Annotated in this window: 15 protein-coding genes and 1 pseudogene; 11 read left to right on the forward strand and 5 right to left on the reverse strand. The window is 67.1% G+C overall.

Annotation, left to right across the window (positions count from 1 at the left end):
• Window positions 1-193 precede the first annotated feature (193 nt).
• The 8 genes from gap to FHT09_RS02655 all read left to right on the forward strand — a co-directional run bounded on the left by gap (window position 194) and on the right by FHT09_RS02655 (window position 11,439).
• A complete protein-coding gene (gene gap, locus FHT09_RS02620) occupies window positions 194-1,195 on the forward strand; it encodes a type I glyceraldehyde-3-phosphate dehydrogenase (protein WP_104604991.1) in 1,002 nt (333 codons plus the stop codon).
• Window positions 1,196-1,412: 217 nt separating this feature from the next.
• Entirely contained in the window at window positions 1,413-1,883 is a 471-nt protein-coding gene (locus FHT09_RS02625) for a hypothetical protein (RefSeq protein ID WP_104536163.1), read from the forward strand.
• 182 nt (window positions 1,884-2,065) lie between these two features.
• The gene (locus FHT09_RS02630) at window positions 2,066-4,846 is read left to right on the forward strand and encodes a DUF2339 domain-containing protein (RefSeq protein ID WP_184416833.1); all 2,781 of its coding nucleotides are present in this window, start codon (window positions 2,066-2,068) and stop codon (window positions 4,844-4,846) included.
• The gene (locus FHT09_RS02635; RefSeq protein ID WP_184416835.1) at window positions 4,843-6,201 is read left to right on the forward strand and encodes a DUF3999 domain-containing protein; all 1,359 of its coding nucleotides are present in this window, start codon (window positions 4,843-4,845) and stop codon (window positions 6,199-6,201) included. The genes FHT09_RS02630 and FHT09_RS02635 overlap by 4 nt, the downstream gene beginning before the upstream one ends.
• Window positions 6,202-6,510: 309 nt before the next feature.
• Window positions 6,511-7,686: a phosphoglycerate kinase gene (locus FHT09_RS02640; protein ID WP_104604987.1), complete on the forward strand. Its 1,176-nt coding sequence runs from the start codon at window positions 6,511-6,513 to the stop codon at window positions 7,684-7,686.
• The gene (locus FHT09_RS02645; RefSeq protein WP_104604985.1) at window positions 7,683-8,330 is read left to right on the forward strand and encodes an HAD family hydrolase; all 648 of its coding nucleotides are present in this window, start codon (window positions 7,683-7,685) and stop codon (window positions 8,328-8,330) included. The genes FHT09_RS02640 and FHT09_RS02645 overlap by 4 nt, the downstream gene beginning before the upstream one ends.
• 344 nt (window positions 8,331-8,674) lie before the next feature.
• A complete protein-coding gene (pyk, locus tag FHT09_RS02650; protein ID WP_104536158.1) occupies window positions 8,675-10,141 on the forward strand; it encodes a pyruvate kinase in 1,467 nt (488 codons plus the stop codon).
• A 293-nt stretch (window positions 10,142-10,434) separates the two neighbouring features.
• Entirely contained in the window at window positions 10,435-11,439 is a 1,005-nt protein-coding gene (locus FHT09_RS02655; protein WP_104604981.1) for a class I fructose-bisphosphate aldolase, read from the forward strand.
• A gap of 163 nt (window positions 11,440-11,602) precedes the next feature.
• Here FHT09_RS02655 and FHT09_RS02660 read toward each other — a convergent pair whose 3' ends face one another.
• The 4 genes from FHT09_RS02660 to cobA form a co-directional block, all read right to left on the reverse strand.
• Window positions 11,603-12,142, reverse strand: a complete 540-nt coding sequence (locus tag FHT09_RS02660; RefSeq protein ID WP_104604979.1) for an O-acetyl-ADP-ribose deacetylase — start codon at window positions 12,140-12,142, stop codon at window positions 11,603-11,605.
• Between the two features lie 196 nt (window positions 12,143-12,338).
• Complete coding sequence (locus FHT09_RS02665) at window positions 12,339-12,845, reverse strand: isoprenylcysteine carboxylmethyltransferase family protein (protein ID WP_104536154.1); 507 nt, start codon at window positions 12,843-12,845, stop codon at window positions 12,339-12,341.
• 225 nt (window positions 12,846-13,070) lie between these two features.
• Window positions 13,071-14,030, reverse strand: a complete 960-nt coding sequence (gene cysK, locus FHT09_RS02670; RefSeq protein ID WP_104604977.1) for a cysteine synthase A — start codon at window positions 14,028-14,030, stop codon at window positions 13,071-13,073.
• 16 nt (window positions 14,031-14,046) lie between these two features.
• Complete coding sequence (cobA, locus tag FHT09_RS02675) at window positions 14,047-15,252, reverse strand: uroporphyrinogen-III C-methyltransferase (protein ID WP_104604975.1); 1,206 nt, start codon at window positions 15,250-15,252, stop codon at window positions 14,047-14,049.
• Window positions 15,253-15,414: 162 nt separating this feature from the next.
• Between cobA and FHT09_RS02680 the strand changes: the two genes are divergently transcribed.
• Window positions 15,415-16,398, forward strand: coding sequence for a LysR family transcriptional regulator (locus tag FHT09_RS02680; protein ID WP_104536151.1), 984 nt, complete (start codon window positions 15,415-15,417; stop codon window positions 16,396-16,398).
• Window positions 16,399-16,597: 199 nt separating this feature from the next.
• Window positions 16,598-16,878: pseudogene (locus FHT09_RS02685) on the forward strand (hypothetical protein).
• Window positions 16,879-17,120: 242 nt separating this feature from the next.
• Here the strand turns inward: FHT09_RS02685 and FHT09_RS02690 are convergent.
• Window positions 17,121-18,317, reverse strand: coding sequence for a GAF domain-containing sensor histidine kinase (locus FHT09_RS02690; RefSeq protein ID WP_104604973.1), 1,197 nt, complete (start codon window positions 18,315-18,317; stop codon window positions 17,121-17,123).
• 297 nt (window positions 18,318-18,614) lie between these two features.
• Here FHT09_RS02690 and FHT09_RS02695 point away from each other — a divergent pair, with 297 nt between their 5' ends.
• Complete coding sequence (locus tag FHT09_RS02695; protein ID WP_104604971.1) at window positions 18,615-19,049, forward strand: DUF2946 family protein; 435 nt, start codon at window positions 18,615-18,617, stop codon at window positions 19,047-19,049.
• Window positions 19,050-19,122 lie beyond the last annotated feature (73 nt).

Here is a 19,122-nt window from a genome sequence, read left to right on the forward strand (position 1 = left end):
GCATCGCCGGTTGACGGCACAGCCACGCAGGTTTGTGCAGTTTCCGATTTCCCACCACGCATGCACCGTGGCACAACGTCCTCGCGCCACATGCTGCAACGCCGGCTGCAGCACGGCCGTGCGAGTGCGACGCTGCTAGAATGGGCGTCCCTTTCCATCCGCCGCGCCATCGCGGCCGCAGGAGCTAGTGAACATGGCAATCAAGGTTGGCATCAACGGGTTCGGTCGCATCGGCCGCAACGTGCTGCGCTCTGCGGTGCAGAACTTCGCCAATGACATCGAGATCGTGGCCATCAATGACCTGCTCGAGCCCGATTACCTCGCCTACATGCTGCAGTACGACTCGGTGCATGGCCGCTTCAAGGCCGATGTGTCGGTCGAAGGCAACACGTTGATCGTCAACGGCAACAAGATCCGCCTCACGCAGGAACGCGACCCGGCCAACCTCAAGTGGGACGCGGTCGGCGCCGACGTGGTGATCGAGTCCACCGGCCTGTTCCTGACCAAGGAAACCGCGCAGAAGCACCTCGACGCGGGTGCCAGGAAGGTGATCCTGTCGGCACCGTCCAAGGACGACACGCCGATGTTCGTGTTCGGCGTCAACGACAACACCTACAAGGGCGAAGCGATCGTCTCCAACGCCTCGTGCACCACCAACTGCCTGGCGCCGTTGGCCAAGGTGATCAACGACAAGTGGGGCATCAAGCGCGGCCTGATGACCACCGTGCACGCGGCCACTGCGACGCAGAAGACCGTGGACGGCCCGTCGAACAAGGATTGGCGCGGTGGGCGCGGCATCCTGGAGAACATCATTCCCTCCTCCACCGGTGCCGCCAAGGCCGTGGGCGTGGTGATCCCCGAGCTCAACAAGAAGCTGACCGGCATGAGCTTCCGCGTGCCGACCTCGGACGTGTCGGTGGTCGACCTCACCGTCGAACTGGAAAAGCCGGCCACCTACGCCGAGATCTGCGCCGAAGTGAAGGCGCAGAGCGAAGGCGCCTTGAAGGGCGTGCTGGGTTACACCGAAGACAAGGTCGTGGCCACCGACTTCCGCGGCGAAACCTGCACTTCGGTGTTCGACGCCGACGCCGGCATCGCGCTGGACTCGACCTTCGTCAAGCTGGTGTCCTGGTACGACAACGAGTGGGGCTATTCCAACAAGTGCCTGGAAATGGTGCGGGTTGTCGCGAAGTAAACCTCGCGCTCAGGCGATGCGTAGAGGCCCCGGCATGCCGGGGCCTTTTGTTTTGTGTCTGCCGGAATGTGATGTGTGCATCTACCGTCGCCGCGTCGTCGTCAGTACGGGAAGTGGACTTTGGGAGGCCTACGTGCGCTAATTTGCGGGCACGGCGGTCGTTCCCGTGTCGTGTACGAAGGATCGGGGAACTCCATGGATCGAGAGAACAAAACTCATGAGTAAATTTCTGGCGGGCGTACTGGCGCTCGGTGTGGTGTTTGCGGTGTCGGCTCCGTCGACCAGTTGGGCGGCGAAGAAGCAAGCCGGTACGCCGGCCTGGATGAACGCCGATGGCGAGGTGATCAAGTCGTCCGACGTCGAGGCGGGCTACGGCGAAACGGTCAAGGGCGTCAACGATTACGAAGGCGAGATCACCGGCAAGCCGGCGCCTGACAGCAAGTTCACCCAGCTGAAGATCGGCATGCCGATGAAGCAGGTCACCGACCTGATTGGTCAACCGAACGACCAGGGTTCTTACGTGACCGGCAAGGCGTTCATCCCGTTCTTCTTCGGTGGCGACCGCTACCGTTATGAGATGGCCTACAAGGGCCAGGGGCGCCTGGTGTTTGCCGGCAAGTCGATGGACACCGGCGGCAACCTGATCTGGATCATCCATAACAAGAACGACAGCGGCTACCGCGAATAAGTGTCAGACGCCCGGTTGTTCCGGGCGTTTTTTTTGGGTGGATGTGCGTGCATGTGGCCAGCATGTGCGGGTGCCGCTAACGGCATCGCGTCGCTGCGCTTCAGGCAGTGATTGGCTGCCAGATGCGTCCTGAGCCTGTATGGTTCGCGCATTCGGCCGGATGCCGACCCAGGGGTTGTGCGTTGGAAACGATGATTGTGTTGGTGGTGCTGTTGCTGCTTGCGGTGCCGGTAGGGTTGGTGATCGCCCTGGTGTGGATCGCCGGGCTGCGGCGGCGCGTGGATGCGCTGGAACAGCGGCTTGCGCAATGGCAGGCCAGCGACACCGGAGGCGCGGACGCGGCGGCGGTGCACAGGTCAGCGCCCACGCCACCGCCTGCCGGGGCGTGGGAGCCGCACGCGACGTCCGACGTCGGCATGTCTGCGTCTGGCGAGCCTGAGCTGCCTCGCGCAGCAGATCTGCAAGCCGCGCCGACGCCGGCCTCGGTCGCACCACTGCCAGTGCCGCCATCATTGCCGGCAGAAGCTCCCGTATCGTCGCCGGCGCGCAGCGCAGCCCAAGCACCGCCGCTGACCGCTGCGCCTGCCGAGTTCGCACAGCCAGCGCATGCCGTCCCATCCGGGCCAGGCCCGCTGACGCGCGTGGCCAGCGCAGTGAAGCGCTGGTTCACCGAAGGCAATGTGCCGGTCAAGGTCGGCATGCTGGTGTTGCTGGCCGGTGTGGCATCGTTGTTGAAATACGCCAGCGACCAGGGCTGGATGCGCATGCCGATCGAGCTGCGGCTGGCCGGCATCAGTGTGATGGCGCTCGCCGGCCTGGTCTTCGGCTGGAAGCAACGGCTGCAGCGGCCGGGCTTCGCGTTGGCGTTGCAGGGCGGGGCCATCGGCGGCTTGCTGCTGACGGTGTTTGCCGCGTTCAAGTTGTACGGGCTGCTCGGCGCGGGTCTGGCGATGGGCATCAGCGTGGTGCTGATTGCCGGCATGTGCGTGCTGGCGGTGATGCAGGATTCGCGCACGCTGGCGGTACTGGGTGTGCTGGCCGGCTTCCTTGCGCCGATCTGGCTGTCCACCGGCAGCGGCAATCATGTTGCGCTGTTTTCGTACTACGCAGTGCTCAATGCCGGCATCGTGGCGATCGCCTGGACACGTCCGTGGCGGGTGCTGAACCTGCTCGGATTCGCCTTCACTTTCGGCATCGGCACGCTATGGGGCGCGCTGCAGTACACCCCGGCGAAATTCGCCACGACCGAACCTTTCCTGCTGTTGTTCTTCGTCATGTATGTGGCGATTCCGGTACTGCACGCGCGTCGCGGCGATGGCAGTGCGGGCAAGCTCATCGACGGTAGCCTGGTGTTCGGCACCCCGCTGGTGGCCTTCGCATTGCAGGCGCGCCTGCTGGATGGCGAGCGCTTGCCGTTGGCGCTGTGTGCGCTGGCGGTGGCTGCGCTGTACGCAGGCCTGGCCAGCTGGTTGCTGCGGCGTGCCTCCACGCGCCTGCTGGGTCAGGCGCACGCGATGCTGGCGGTCGGTTTTGCGACCCTGGCGGTGCCGCTGGCATTGTCGGCGCGCGCCACTGCCAGCGTCTTCGCGCTCGAAGGCGCCGGCTTGTTGTGGCTGGGGCTGCGGCAGCAGCGTCGGATCTCGCAGTTCAGCGGGGTGGCGTTGCAGTTGCTGGCGGCCGTCGGCGTCGCATTCGGCGTGGATGCATGGCGCTACGACGCGGTGGCCGTTGCCAACGCCACCTGCATGAGCACCTTGCTGCTTGCGCTGGCCGGCTGGGCCAGTGCCTGGTTCCTGCGCACTGCGGGGCAGCCGCGCCGCGCGCTGGTGGCGTATCTGTGGGGGCTGGGCTGGTGGGCGCTGTGCGGTGTGCACGAGATCCTGCGCTTTGCCGGCGATCTGCGCAGCGAGCCGGATCTGCTGCTGGGCTTTGTCGCGCTCAGCGTGTGGCTGGCAGCGGAGGTGCATCGGCGTCGCCCGGCAACGGCGCTGGTGTGGACGGCGATGTCCGGGCTGGCGCTGGCCGCGCCGTTGGCGCTGTGGCAGAGCCATGCGCATACGCAACCGTTCGCGCATTGGGGGGCGCTGGCCTGGCTGGCGTTCGCCGTGGCAGGCACGCGCGCGCTGTGGTGCCTGCGCAGGCAGCACGGTGCCGGCGCGGTGGCCGCACAGTTCGTCTGGTGGCTGCTGTGGCCGCTGGTGGCCTCGTTGGGCGTGGCCTGGCTGGCCGATACGTTCATGCTGGCAAATGGCTGGCGGTGCGCCTTGCTGGCCGCGCCCTGGCTGATCGTGGCGGCAGTGGGTCTGTTGCGCTGGCCGTGGCTGGCGTGGCCGCAGGGTGCGGGTTTCGATCGGGCACGCAATGCCTTGCTGGGCTGTGTGTTCGCGGTGCTGGGCATCGGCTGGTTGATCGTGCTGCTGGACCCGGTGAGTGCGGCGCCATTGCCATGGCTGCCCGTGCTCAACCCGGCCGAGCTGGCGCAGCTGGCGGTGCTGGCCTTGCTGGCGCGTTGGGCCTGGTCTGCGCAGGCGCCGTTGGCCGTGCAACGGTGGCGGGTGACTGCGCTGGGCGTGTCGGGCTGGGCCTTGATCACCGGCAGCACCTTGCACAGCGTGCATCACTGGGGTGGCGTGGCGTGGGATGCCGGGTTGATCGGCGCGACCCTGTCGCAGACCAGCCTGACCATCGTCTGGAGCGTGCTGGGCGTGCTGGGCTGGGTGATCGGCTCGCGGCGCGGTCAGCGTGGACTGTGGCTGGGTGGTGCGTTGTTGATGGGCCTGGTGCTGGCCAAGCTGGTGCTGGTCGACCGCCAGCATCTGGGCGATCTGCTCGGCATCGGCTCGTTCGTGGCCTATGGCCTGTTGTGCACCGTGGTGGGCTATCTGGCACCGGCGCCGCCGCGCCAGCCGGTGGCCGAAGAGCAGGCTGGCGGAGACGATGGCGTGGACAAGGATCAGGCATGAAATCGAGGCAATGGGGATGGCTGCTGCTGGTGCCGCTGCTGGCGCAGGCGGCCGATGTGCGCCAGGACTATCGTCAACAGTGGCCGCTGCAGGTAACCGGCGCGGACGCCGGCATGTATCAGCTGCGCTTGAACGCGGCGATCTATCGCAGCGCCCATGACGCGGGGCTGGGCGATGTCACCGTGATCGATGCGCGTGGCGAGGAGATGCCGGCCGCGCTCTTGCCGGTGGATGCCGCGCCGGCTGCCGCGCCGCGTCGGCAACGCCTGCCCTTGTTCGCGCTGCCGGCCGGTGCGGCCCCTGCCAACGGCGATCTGCAACTGATCGCCGAACGCGATGCCAGTGGCGCGGTGCGTCGGCTGGAAGGCCGCTTCGCCACCGGCACCGCTGCCGTTGCGGGCGCCGGTGGCAGCTGGCTGATCGATGCCAGTGCATTGCGCGATCGTCCGCGTGCGCTGTGGCTGGACTGGGACGGCAACATGCCGGTACAGGCCCGGCTGCGCGTGGAAGGCAGCGACGATCTGCGCGACTGGCACCTGCTCGCCGCAGATGCCACCGTGATGGCGCTGGACAACCAGGCGCAGCGTCTGCAGCAGCGCCGCATCGCGTTGGACGCGGGCGCGCGCTATCTGCGCATCGTGCCGGTGTCCGGCGAACTGCCGGCCTTGCGCGTGGTCGATGCGGAACTGGATGGCGTCTCGGCGCCACTGCAATCGCAGTGGCTGGAATTGCCGGGCACTGCGCAGGACAAGGCAGTGGTGTATGCCTTGCCTGGGCGCTTTCCGATCACCCAGGTCGATGTCAGCGGCGGCCAGGCCGAGGCCGTCGAATGGATCGTGGCAAGCCGCGATGCCGATGACGCGCCGTGGCTGCAACGTGCCGGGCCGTGGCTGGCGTATCGCCTGGGGACTGGCGCCGCCGCCGCGTCGTCGCCGCAGCAGCTGTCGGCCCCGGTGCGTGATCGCCAGTGGCGATTGCTCGCCGCACAGGGGCGCAGCACTGCGCTGCCGACGCTGCGTCTGGGCTACCAGCCGGAGCGGATGATGTTCCTCGCACAGGGGCAGCCGCCGTATGCCGTGGTCGCCGGCAGCGCGCGGCTGTACCGTGGCGCCGCGCCGCTGGCCTCGATGCTGCAGGCACTGCGCCGCGAACGCGGAGCGCAATGGCAACCGGCGCAGGCCAGCGTCGCCGCGCAGGCACAGCCGCTGGCCGGCGACGCCGCACTGCAGCCGGCCGCTTCGCCGCGCGACTGGAAGCGCTGGTTGCTATGGGCGCTGCTGATCGGTGGCGCCCTGCTGGTCGGTGGTTTCGCAGCGAGCCTGCTGCGCAGCTCGGCGACCGATCGCAGCCCCTGACGCGCGCGCGCCGCACCGCGGTTTGCCGCTGCGGCGCGAAGGTCCGACAATGGGCATCCCCCGTCGCCAAGGCAGCCGCATTGCCCGTCGTCTTCGACCGACCATCTCCCGCATCGCCAGCCGCGCAGCCAGCGACATGCGCGACAGGCAAGCTGCAATCTCCGCGACCTGCATGCGGGCGCAACGCCAGCGTGCCACGGCTGCTCCCAAGCCATCCATCCGCGCAGCGCCCAGACACTGGCGCCACGTGTACCGGCTGCTTTTTTCGATTCCCCAATCCCCAATCCCCAGACCTAGCGAGCTGACCCCATGTCCATCATCCGCATGACCGACCTCGATCTCTCCGGCAAGCGCGTGCTGATCCGCCAGGATCTCAACGTGCCGATCGACAACGGCCAGATCACCTCCGAGCAGCGCATCACCGCCTCGGTGCCCACCATCAAGCTGGCGCTGGAAAAGGGCGCTGCGGTCATGGTCACCTCGCACCTGGGCCGCCCCAAGGAAGGCAGCTGGACCGAAGCAGATTCGCTGGCGCCGGTGGCCGCGCGCCTGACTGCGCTGCTGGGCGTGGACGTGCCGCTGGTGCGCGACTGGGTCGACGGCGTGGAGGTGGCGCCGGGCCAGGTGGTGCTGCTGGAGAACTGCCGCATGAATGTCGGCGAGGGCAAGGACGACGAGGCACTGGCGCGCAAGTACGCTGCGCTGTGCGATGTGTTCGTCATGGATGCCTTCGGCACCGCGCATCGCGCGCAGGCCTCCACGCATGGCGTGATCCGCTTCGCCCCGGTGGCGGCCGGTGGTCCGTTATTGATGGCCGAACTCGATGCGCTGGCCAAGGCGCTGGACAACCCGGCCAAGCCGCTGCTGGCGATCGTGGCCGGCAGCAAGGTGTCCACCAAGCTGGAGCTGCTGTCCAACCTGGTCAACAAGGTCGACCAGCTGATCGTCGGCGGTGGTATCGCCAACACCTTCATTGCCGCGGCCGGGCATGACGTCGGCAAGTCCCTGAGCGAGCCGGATCTGATTCCCACCGCCAACCAGATCGTCGCCGATGCGAAGGTGCGCGGTGCGGAGATTCCGTTGCCGACCGATGTCGTCGTCGCCAAGCAGTTCCTGCCCGATGCCGAGGCGACGGTGAAGTCGCTCGAGGCCGTGGAGGCCGACGACCTGATTCTGGACATCGGCCCGCAGACCGCCGCGCGCTACGCCGAGCTGATCGCCAGCGCCGGCACCGTGGTGTGGAACGGGCCGGTCGGCGTGTTCGAGTTCGAGCCCTTCAGTCACGGCACCGAGACGCTGGCGCGTGCGATCGCCGGCTCCAAGGCGTTCTCGATCGCCGGTGGCGGCGACACCCTGGCGGCCGTGGACAAGTACCACATCGCCAAGGACGTCACCTACATCTCCACCGGCGGCGGCGCCTTCCTGGAATTCCTGGAAGGCAAGACCTTGCCGGCGGTGGCAGCGCTGCAGGCGCGCGGCAAGTGAGTGCAGCCACGCTGTTCTTCGATCTGGACGGCACCCTGGTCGATTCGGAGCCGGGCATCGTCGCCAGCATCGTGCATGCCTTCGACGCGGTCGGCCAGCCGCGTCCGTCGCCGCAGACCCTGCGCGCGTGGATCGGCCCGCCGCTGCGCGACAGCTTCACCGACTGTTTTCCCGAAGATCCGGAGCTGGTGCAGCGCGCACTGGCGGCGTACCGCGGGCGGTACGACGCGGTGGGCTGGACCGAACTGAGCGTGTTCGACGGTATCGGCGAGGTCGTCACCAACCTGCACCGCGCCGGCCATCGCCTGGCGGTGGTGACCTCGAAGAACGAGCGCTACGCGCGCCGTATCGTCGAGCATCTGCCGTTCGGTGCGTGCTTCGAGGACGTGATCGGGGCCAGCGAAGACGGCGAGCGCCGCTTCAAGCCGGACCTGATCGCCGAAGCGCTGCGGCGCCTGGACATCGCCAAGACCGGCTGCGTGATGATCGGCGACCGTCGGATGGATATCGATGGTGCCAACCACCACGGCATTCATAGCATCGGCGTGTTGTGGGGCTTCGGGGACGAAGCCGAGCTGCGTGCCGCAGGTGCCGGTGCGATCGCACGGACGCCTGCCGGGTTGCGCGCCTTGATCGATGCATAGGACTGACGGACAACGCAGTTGCGCCCATCGCCAGGCGAGCGCGGCCGGCGCTCGTCGGTGAATAGCGCTACACGCACATTGCGAAAGTGGTGCAGCATCCGCGCCACGCTGGCCGCTTGCCGCCGTCCAATCGGCGCTGCGCCCCGTGCGACCTTCACCGCTGCCGCGTTAGGGTGGCAGCCCACCCATCACATCCCGCCGCGTGCCCAAGCGCTGCGGAAGGCGTACGTACTGTCCCGCACTGTCTACAGGACATGCCGGAATACGAGGATGGCTATGCCGCAATGCCATCATTGGTAGGTGACGCATGTGTTAAGTTTCGCGGCTTTTACAGGGAGGCCCTCATGAAAGAACGTCAACGCCGCACCAAGATCCTCGCCACGCTCGGACCGGCGACGGATCCGCCTGGTGTGCTGGAAGCCTTGTTCAAGGCGGGCGTCAACGTGGTGCGCCTCAACTTCAGCCATGGCGACCCGTCCGGCCAGGCCAAGCGCGCTGCCGAAGTGCGCGCCGCGGCCGTGCGCGTCGGTGCCGAAGTCGGCATCCTGGCCGACCTGCCGGGTCCGAAGATCCGCGTCGAGCGCTTTGCCGAAGGCAAGATCAAGCTGACCACCGGCGAGCGTTTCGACCTGGTGGCCGACCCCAACGCGCCTGCGGGCGACCAGCACCAGGTCGGCGTTAGCTACCTCGGCCTGCCGCAGGACGTAGCCCCCGGCGACGTGTTGCTGCTGGACGATGGTCTGGTGCAGTTGCAGGTAACCGAAGTGCAGGGTCAACGCATCGTCACCACCGTGCTCAACGATGGCGTGCTGTCCGATCGCAAGGGCCTGAACAAGCAGGGCGGCGGCCTGTCGCTGGGCGCGCTGACCGAGCGCGACAAGGAACTGATCGGCATCGTCGCAAAGATCGGTGTGGACTTCATCGCGGTGTCGTTCTGCCGTAACGCCGAAGACATGAACGACGCGCGCCGTATCGCCCGTCAGCACGGCTGCGATGCCGCGCTGGTATCCAAGATCGAGCGCACCGAAGCGATCGAGAACCTGGTCGAGATCGTCGAAGCGTCCGACGTGGTGATGGTGGCGCGTGGCGATCTGGGCGTGGAAATCGGCGATGCCGAATTGCCGGGCCTGCAGAAGAAGATCATCCGCGAATCGCTGGCGCAGAACAAAGTGGTGATCACCGCCACGCAGATGCTGCAGTCGATGGTGGAAAGTCCGATCCCGACCCGCGCCGAAGTGCTCGACGTGGCCAATGCGGTCATCGATGGCACCGATGCAGTGATGCTCTCGGCCGAAACCGCTGCTGGCGCCTATCCGGTGCGTGCGGTGGAAGCGATGGCACGCATCTGTCTGGGGGCCGAGCGCCAGTTCGAGTTCGACACCGATTTCGAAGCGGCGCAACGCAACCTGCAGCGCGCCGACCAGGCGATCGCGATGGCGACCATGTTCCTGTCCGAGCACATCGGTCTGGCTGGTGTCGTTGCACTGACCGAGTCCGGCGGCACGCCGCGGTATCTGTCGCGCTTCCGTTCCAACATGCCGATCTACGCCTTCACCCGTCACGATGGCGCACGCCGCCACATGGCGATGATGCGTGGCGTGTTCCCGATCAGCTTCGACAGCCGCGGCCTGACCCCGCGCGAAGCCGCACGTGCGGCGATCCGTCTGCTGGTGGAGAACGAGCGCATGGGACCGGGCGACCGCGTGGTGTTCACCAGCGGCGAGCATATGGAAACCCATGGCGCCACCAACACGCTGCGTCTGCTGGAAGTGGGCGAAGACGGCCGCGCCAGCGGCCTGGGCGAGCTGTAACGCCTGGCCTGAGCAGCCCGTGCGTCGCAGGTCGACGCACGCGGTGAATCAAATCGTTGAGTGCAAGCACAGCGGCGGCCTGCGGGTCGCCGTTGTGCTGTGCGGCGGATGGTCTGTCGTGCGAATGCGCCTGCAGGAGCACGCAGCGCGCAGCGTGTACGTCACGCTGCGCGCCGCGCCACGCATCCTGTCATGCAGGACAGGTGTAATCGGTTGCAGACATTCCGTGAAGGAATGTCTGCGACTTTCGTCGCTATACTTTCGTTCTCCCCCGCAGCTGCCACAGGAACCACATGAGCATCGAACAGCTTGCCGAAACCGCCCAGGCCATGGTCGCCCCGGGCAAGGGCATCATCGCCATCGACGAATCGACCAGCACGATCGCCAAGCGTTTTGCCAGCGTCGGCATCGAGAACATCGAAGAAAACCGACGCGCCTACCGCGAACTGCTGCTGACCACGCCCAAGCTGAGCGACTACATCTCCGGCGCGATCCTGTTCGACGAGACCATCCGTCAGAAGACCAAGGACGGCGTGCCGTTCGCCGAGTACATGACTGCCCACGGCATCATCCCGGGCATCAAGGTCGACAAGGGCGCGCAGCCGCTGGCTGGCATGCCGGGCGAGCTGGTGACCGAAGGTCTGGACGGTCTTCGCGCGCGGTTGGAGGAGTACTACACGCTGGGCGCCCGCTTCGCCAAGTGGCGTGCGGTCATCAACATCGGCGAAGACATCCCGTCCGGCACCTGCATCGAGGCCAACTCGCATGCGCTGGCGCGTTATGCCGCGCTGTGTCAGGAGCAGGGCCTGGTGCCGATGGTCGAGCCGGAAGTGATCATGGACGGCAACCACGACATCGAGACCTGCTACGAGGTCACCGAAGCCACGCTGCGTTCGCTGTTCGGTGCGCTGTACGAGCAGAATGTCGTGCTCGAAGGCACCATCCTGAAGGCCTCGATGGTCATTTCCGGCAAGGGCTGCGATGAACAGGCCGGCGTCGAGGAAGTGGCCGAGTCGACCGTGATGTGCCTGAAGTCGACCGTACCGGCGATTCTGCCGGGCATCGTGTTCCTGTCCGGTGGCCAGACCGACGAGCAGTCCACCGCGCATCTCAACGAGATGCACCAGCTCGGCAATCTGCCGTGGCCGCTGAGCTTCTCGTATGGCCGCGCGATGCAGCAGGCGGCATTGAAGCTGTGGGCCAAGGACATGACCGGCAACTTCGCCAAGGCGCAGCAGATCATCTATGAGCGCGCCAAGGAAAACGGCCTGGCCGCGCTGGGCAAGTGGAAGGGTTGATCGGCGTGCCGGCCGTTCTAGGGCCGCATCACACCTAGCAAAAAAACGCCGGCAGCGATGCCGGCGTTTTTGTCTGTGTGGATTGCCCTGCACCCGAACGACTTCCCAAACGCAACGAGCGCCTTGCGGCGCTCGTCATCTCAACCTCCACCTCGCACAGGTGTCAGGCGGCAGCGGTTTCCTGCGCCGCCAGCGCTTGTTGGTAGGCCTTGTACGTTGCCTCGTTGTAGGCCACCAGCACGATGTGCTTGGGCACCTTGTGCGAGCGCTGCCAATCGCGGGTTTCGGTTACGGCGATGCGCGCGGCCTGATACAGCGGATAGCCGTAGATGCCACAGCTGATCGCCGGGAAGGCGATCGAATGCAGCATCATCCGCTCGGCCAGTTTCAACGACTGCCAGTAGCAGTTGGCCAGTTGTTCCGGCTCGTTGTGCTTGCCGTCGCGCCAGACCGGGCCGACGGTATGAAAGACATGGCGTGCCTTGAGATCGAAACCGTCGGTGATGCGGATTTCGCCGGTGGGGCAGCGCACACCCGGACGCACTTGCGGCAACGCCTCGCAGGCCTGCAGCAGGCGCGGGCCGGCAGCGCGGTGGATGGCGCCATCGACACCGCCACCGCCCAGCAACGATTCGTTGGCGGCATTGACAATGACGTCAACGTCGAGTTCGGTGATGTCGCCTTGCCAGACTTCGATCTTCATGGCGCGATAATTAGGGGATTTGCATGAGGAACGCGTGATGGGGCGCGCGTTGCGGAATGGGCACGCTATCGCCCATTCATCTCATCGGCTGAGATTGCCAAAAATGGCTACAGCGGTGGCGATACGGCAAGCGCCTAACCCGCAGATGCGATTGATCGGCTCAATCGCCGCTCCGCGATCTTCCGAGGTCGGGCGCTTACAACCAGCGTCGCACGCGCGCGCAGTAGGCGCTGTATTGGCGGCCGAATTCGTTGCGCAGACGCGCTTCTTCGAACGGAATCACGTACAGCTGCAGGGCCAGCCATGGCAGCGGCAACAAGGCGACTGCCCACAGCAGGCCGAGCTGCAGGCACAGGCCGACATAGCTGAGCACCAGCGCCACGTACATCGGGTTGCGGGTGAAGCGATACGGGCCATCCAGCACCAGCAGCGAGGGATGGCCGCTGGGCATGATGGTGGTGCGCCGACGCGCGAACAGGATGAAGCAGCGCACCGCCAGCGCCAGCCCGAGACAGGCGATCACGCCGCCGACAAGTTCGATCCACGCCAACGGCGTTGGCGCAGGCAATGGCAGCTCCAGTGCGCTCTGCAGCCAGGCGCCCAGGCCCATGGCCAACGCGAAGTGCGCAGGCGAGGTGATCTTGACCAGCCATGGCGCCCGCCAAACGCGGGTGTCGCTGTGTCCATACGGCTGGTTGCTCACGACGGTTCTCCTTGCATCCGCCGTTATCTTAACGTTTCCTTGACATGGGCGGGAGTGCACACTGCACTGCATACGCAGATCTGAAAATACGAACTGCCATCGGGCGTGTGTGCGGCAATAGGCGGTTACGCGTCGAGGAGGCCGGGGCAATGGCTGGATCGACCATAGGCACACAGGCTGCGCCGTGGGCGCGGTCTGTGTGTGCAAGCAAACGATGCACGAGCGTCAGGGCAGACCGGCCAACCAATCGTCGTCGGAGCCTTCGTTGATGTCGGCAAACAGCGGCGTGGAGAAATAGCGCTCGCCGGTATCGGGCAGCATCGCCAGCACCACCGCGCCGGGCACCGCGCTTTCGGCCACGCGCAATGCGGTGGCGACGGTGGCGCCGCCGGAGATGCCGGTGAAGATGCCTTCTTCGGCGGCCAGACGGCGCGCCACGCTGATCGCGTCGGTGTCTTCCACGCTCAGCACTTCGTGGGCGACCTCGCGGTTGAGCACCTCCGGCACGAAGTCCGGGGTCCAGCCCTGGATCTTGTGCGGCTTCCAGTCCTGGCCTTGCAACAGGGCAGCGCCGGCCGGCTCGGTGGCGGTGATGCGTACGTCCGGGCGGGCCACGCGCAGCACTTCGCCCACGCCGGTGAGCGTGCCGCCGGTGCCCCAGCCGGTGACGAAATGGTCCAGCCGGTGGCCGGCGAAGTCGCGCAGGATTTCGGCTGCAGTGGTGTTGCGGTGGTAGGCCGGATTGGCCGGGTTGGCGAACTGGCTGGCCAGGAACCAGCCATGCTGCTCGGCCAGCTCCTTGGCCTTGCGCACCATGCCGCTGCCGCGTTCGGCCGCCGGGGTCAGGATGACCTTGGCGCCATAGGCGCGCATCAGCTTGCGGCGCTCGATGGAGAAGGTTTCCACCATGGTGGCGACGAACTTGTAGCCGCGCGCGGCGGCCACCATCGCCAGCGCCACGCCGGTATTGCCGGAGGTGGCTTCGACAATGGTGTCGCCGGGCTTGAGCAGGCCGCGCTGTTCGGCATCGAGGATGATGGCCAGCGCCAGACGGTCCTTGACCGAGCCGCCGGGATTGAACGACTCGACCTTGACATACAAGGTCACGTGATCCGGCGCAAGCCGGTGGAGTTTGACCACCGGAGTGCGGCCGATGGTGTCGAGGATGTTGTCGTACAGGGCCATGGGGTCTCCGTCGGAATCAGGCTGCGTGGGCGAGTGTGGGCGTGTCGGGCGTTGCGATGGGTGAGCGCGCAGGCGACTGCCCGGTCAACGGCGCCGCCCCGAACCAGTGCAGGCTGGCGGCCAGCCCGGCGACCTCGCCCAGGAGCAGCAGGGCCGGGGCGCGCACGGCATGCCGCTGCGCGGTGGCGGCCAGGCTGGCGAGGGAGCCGGTGATCACGCGTTGCTGCGGGCGCGAGCCGTTTTCCACCAGCGCGAACGGGGTGGCGGGCGCGCGGCCGGCCTGCAGCAGGCGTTGCTGGATGCCGTCCAGGCCGGCCACGCCCATGTAGAACGCCAGGGTCTGGCGTTCCTGGCCGAGCGCCTGCCAGTCCAGCGTGTCCAATGAATCCTTGCAGTGCGCGGTGATCAGCCGCAGCGATTGCGCATGGTCGCGATGGGTCAGCGGTATGCCGGCATAGGCGGCGCAGGCGATCGCGGCGGTGATGCCGGGAATGACCTGGAAGCCGATGCCGTGCGCGCGCAGGAATTCCAGCTCTTCGCCGCCGCGGCCGAACACGAACGGGTCGCCGCCCTTGAGCCGCACCACGCGGCGACCGGCGCGCGCGTGCTCGCGCATCAGTGCGTGGATCTGCTCCTGGCGCGTGCTGTGGCCCTGGGCGGCCTTGCCGACTTCCACGCGCAGCGCGTCGCGACGTGCCAGTTGCAGGATCTGCGGGCTGACCAGGCGATCGTAGAGCAGCACATCGGCCTGACGCAGCGCGCGCAAGGCATGCCGGGTGAGCAGACCGGGATCGCCGGGACCGGCACCGACCAGGGCCACGCTGCCGGGAGAGAGCCGGCCGACCGTGGTGCGGGGCGCCGCGGGCGGTGCAGGTGTCGCCGCCGAAATGGCGGGCGTGGCGTCGTGGGTGAGCAGGCGGCGCGCGCTGGCCGCGGCACGCAGGGCGTCGTTGAGGTCAGGCGCAGTGCTGGCGGCGATGGTGAGCCAGACCGGTTGATCGGGTAGTTCCAGCCATGCCGGCTCGAACTGCCCCACCAGCCAACGCAGCTGCCCGGTCTGCGCCCAGTCGCGCAGTTGCGGGCTGAGTTCCGGCGCACCCACCAATGGCAGTGCGCCGGCTTGCAGCAGGGCGGCAGTGGCGCGCTCGGCCGCGGCGTCGCCGCCGATCACCAGGACGGCACGGCCACGCAGGTCGGCAAGAAGCGGGAACACAGAGGGCACGGCCAGCGCATCGAGAGGGGAGGGCAGACCGTAACGCCGGCATATAGCCGTCGGAAATGACTTCATACACCCTGAAAATAGCGTTCGGTTATAAGCTCGCACGCAGAACTCCTCTACAGTCGAGTCCTTCGTGGCGCCTCGCGCTTTTTTGGATATAAGCCCATGACGCTGACCCAACTTCGCTATCTGGTCGCCATCGCCGATGCCGAGCTCAACATCACGCTCGCCGCCGCGCGTGTGCATGCGACCCAGCCCGGTCTGTCCAAACAGCTCAAGCAGCTGGAGGACGAACTGGGCTTTCTGCTGTTCGTGCGCAAGGGGCGCAGCCTGGATGCGGTGACGCCGGCCGGGGTGGAAGTGATCGAGCGCGCGCGCTCGGTGCTGTCGGAAGCCAACAACATCCGCACCTACGCGGCCAACCAGCGCCGCGAGAGCCAGGGCCAGCTGACCCTGACCACCACCCACACTCAGGCGCGCTTCGTGCTGCCGCCAGCGGTGGCGCAGATCAAGCACGCCTATCCGCAGGTCAGCGTGCATCTGCAGCAGGCGGCCGAAAGTGCGGCGCTGGATCTGCTCAGCCAGGGCGATGCGGACATTGCGGTGGTCAGCACTGCCGGTGGCGAACCGAGCGCCGGCATCGCAGTGCCGCTGTATCGCTGGCGCCGGCTGGTGATCGTGCCGCGCGACCATCCGCTGGATCAGGCACGCACCGCGCCGGACATGCAGGCCTTGTCGCAGCACCCGTTGATCAGCTACGAATCCTCCACGCGGCCGGGCTCGTCGCTGCAGCGCGCGTTCGCCCAGGTCGGGCTGGAGCCGAGCATTGCGCTGACCGCGCTGGATGCGGACCTGATCAAGACCTATGTGCGTGCCGGGCTGGGCGTCGGGCTGGTGGCGGAGATGGCGGTCAGCGCCAGCGACGAGGACCTGCGCGCCTGGCCGGCACCGGCGCCGATCGCCGAGTGCATCGCCTGGGCGGTGCTGCCGCGCGACCGCGTGCTGCGCGACTACGCCCTGGATCTGGTGCACGTGCTGGCGCCGCAGATCGACAAGCGCGACCTGCGCCGCGTGCTGGACGGCAACCAGGCCCCGGCCTGGCCACTGCCGCCGACCTGGGAATCGCTGACCCAGACCATTACCAGCTGAGCTGCCTGTCGAAGCCTGCCGCGCGCCTGGCCCCACACCTGCTAACGACGTCTGCGGTGCCTGTGAGAGCGCTCCGGTCTGCTGAGGGCTGCTTGCCCGCGTACCGATGGCGACTGTGATTACACTGCGGTCTGCGCGGTGTACCGATTCGGTTGACTGCACGCGCGCCCCCGTTCGCCACTGCGAGGTGCTGCAAGCGATGACCGAGCCACTGCGTCCGCCCTCAGCCGGCTGTGGTCGCCCGACCAGGACGGCGGCATGTCGTTGCAATTGTCGGCCAGTGTCGAGGGACATGAGCACGCAGTGCTGACGGTGTTGGCCGATCCCCAGGACGAATCGTTGTGGGTAGAACTGCTGGCCGACGGTACCCAGGTGCAGATTCCGCTGGCGGTGCTGCACCAGCTGCTGGAGGTTGCGGCGGAAGAGGTGCATTCGGCGGACTGGTTCGCACGCCAGGATGCGGGCGATCCACAGGTCTGAGACGGTCGATGATGGTCTGCGACGGCCTATCAAATGCTGTGCTGCATTGTCCGCTTTACCGAAAATCGTCGGGTACCAATGGCCTGCGCGGCCGCCCGCGCTGGCCCGAGCGCGCGCTGTCAGTGATTCTCCCTGCTGCTGCCGGGGCGGCGGGGGGGTGGTCCGCCCGCATCCAGTGGCACGCTGCGCTGTCGTAAATCCTTGGCGCAACCGCACCTTGACGCGGCGCCGTAGAGCCATCGTCAGGCCAGCGGGATGCGTACCGAAAAGCAGGTGCCGCCGCCCGGGCGTGGGCGCACATTCACTTCGCAGCCCAGGGTCTCGGCGGTGCGGCGCACGATCCACAGACCGATGCCCAACCCGTCGCTGCGCGGGTCGGCCTGGCGGAAGGCCTGGAATACCTGTTCGGGGTGATCCAGGTTCAGGCCGATGCCGCTGTCGATGATTTCCACCACCGCATGGCCGGGGCGACGCCGGACGCCGACCAGCACGCGCCCGCGTTCGGTGTACTTGACCGCATTGCCGATCAGATTGCCGAGCAAGGTGGTCAGCAGCGTGGGATGGCTGCGCACGCGTAACGAGGTGGCCACATGGCGCAAGGCCAGACACTTGTCGATCGCCGGTTGCCGCCACACGCCCAGCACCGCATGCAGCACGTCTTCCAGCGCCAGCGGCTGCAGGTCCGGCGTGGCGGTCTCGCTGGCGGCGGCCAGGGTGGCCAGCTCGTCGAGGTTGCGCGCCACCAGATTGATCGCATCGCGCGCGGTGACTAGGGTCGGGATGGAATCGACATTGGCATGCCGGCGCATCTTGTCGATGGCGTAGGCGGCGGTGCGCAGCGGCGTCTTCAGGTCGTGCCCGGCGATGGCCATCAGGCGACTGCGGTAGCGGTCGGATTCCTCGGCCACCTGCAGTGCGCGGCGCAGTTCCAGCTGCGTCATGGTCTGGCGCGCAAGTGCGCGCAGGGCATCGACCTGTTCGGCGCTGAGCTGGCGCGGCTGGCGGTCGAGCACACAGACCGTGCCCAGCGGCAGGCCTTCGCTGGTCTTGAGTACGGCACCGGCATAGAAATGCAGCGGCGTCTCGCCGGTCACCAGCGGATTGCGTGCGAAGCGGACGTCCTTGCGTGTGTCCGGAACCACCAGCACGTCGCTGTCGAGCAGCGCGTGCGCGCACATCGACTTGAACAGCGGCGTTTCGCGCTCGCCCATGCCGAGTTCGCTCTTGAACCACTGACGATCGGCATCCACCAGGCTGATCAGCGCGATCGGGGTCTGGCAGATGATCGAGGCCAACCTGGTGATGTCTTCAAAAGCGGCCTCGCGCGGCGTATCGAGAATGCCGTAACTGCGCAACGCCTGAAGGCGCAATGCCTCGCTTGGCGGCTTGGCAGCGCAGGGAAGGGGCTCGGCCGCTGGATCGGACAGGACGGTGCTCATGCGCGCGCAGTGAATGGGATGACGTATAAGCATAGGGCATGCCAGGGGCCGCCATGTGCGCGCCGTCACGCCCACTGCCGGAACCGTGACTACCGGAACCGTGACTACCGACCTCGGCAGTGAGGTGCATTGACCGCGCAGGGCGGCACCTGTGCGTCGGCGGGGTTCGGATCGTGTCGGCAAATTCCGCCGCCCGCTGTCGCGGCTGGCGAGGGCCGCTGTTGACGGGTGCGACATGCGGTCGCGCACCGGCCGCCATCGTCGCTCCTGCGGCATGTGGCGGCTTACACTCGCGCGATGCGTTCGCTCCGCTGCCACCCTTGCCTGCACCTGCTTGCCTGCCTGGCGGTGCTGTTGATGCTGGTGGCGCCACTGATCAGTCGTTGGAGCCAGGCACAGGCGGTCGAGCCGATGTGCACGAGCGTGCCGGCGCCGGACGCGGGCGGTTCGCTGCATGCGGGCCACCCGGGCCTTATGACGCAGACCGCCGCCTACCAGCACGACGTCGCTGTATCGCCGCTCAAGCCGCACACCGGCGACCACGCAGGCGCGCATGGCGAGGCCTGCGACTACTGCGTGCTGGCCGCACGCCTGCTGCCATGGCTGGCGCTGCTGGTGCTGTGCCTGCTGCAATGGCAGCCGGCGCTGGCGCTGCTGCACAGGCAGGTGCGCGCAGCATCGATGGTGCGCTGGGCCGCACTCGGGGCGCGTGGGCCGCCGCTGCACGCGTGAGTCTGGCCCCATCGCGGGCGTCCGCTGCGTCGTAGCGATTGCGTGCCGATCTTCCGGCGCGCCTGCACGCAGC

The organism is Xanthomonas sp. CFBP 8152, assembly GCF_014199025.1.
Taxonomy (GTDB): Bacteria; Pseudomonadota; Gammaproteobacteria; order Xanthomonadales; family Xanthomonadaceae; genus Xanthomonas; species Xanthomonas arboricola_B.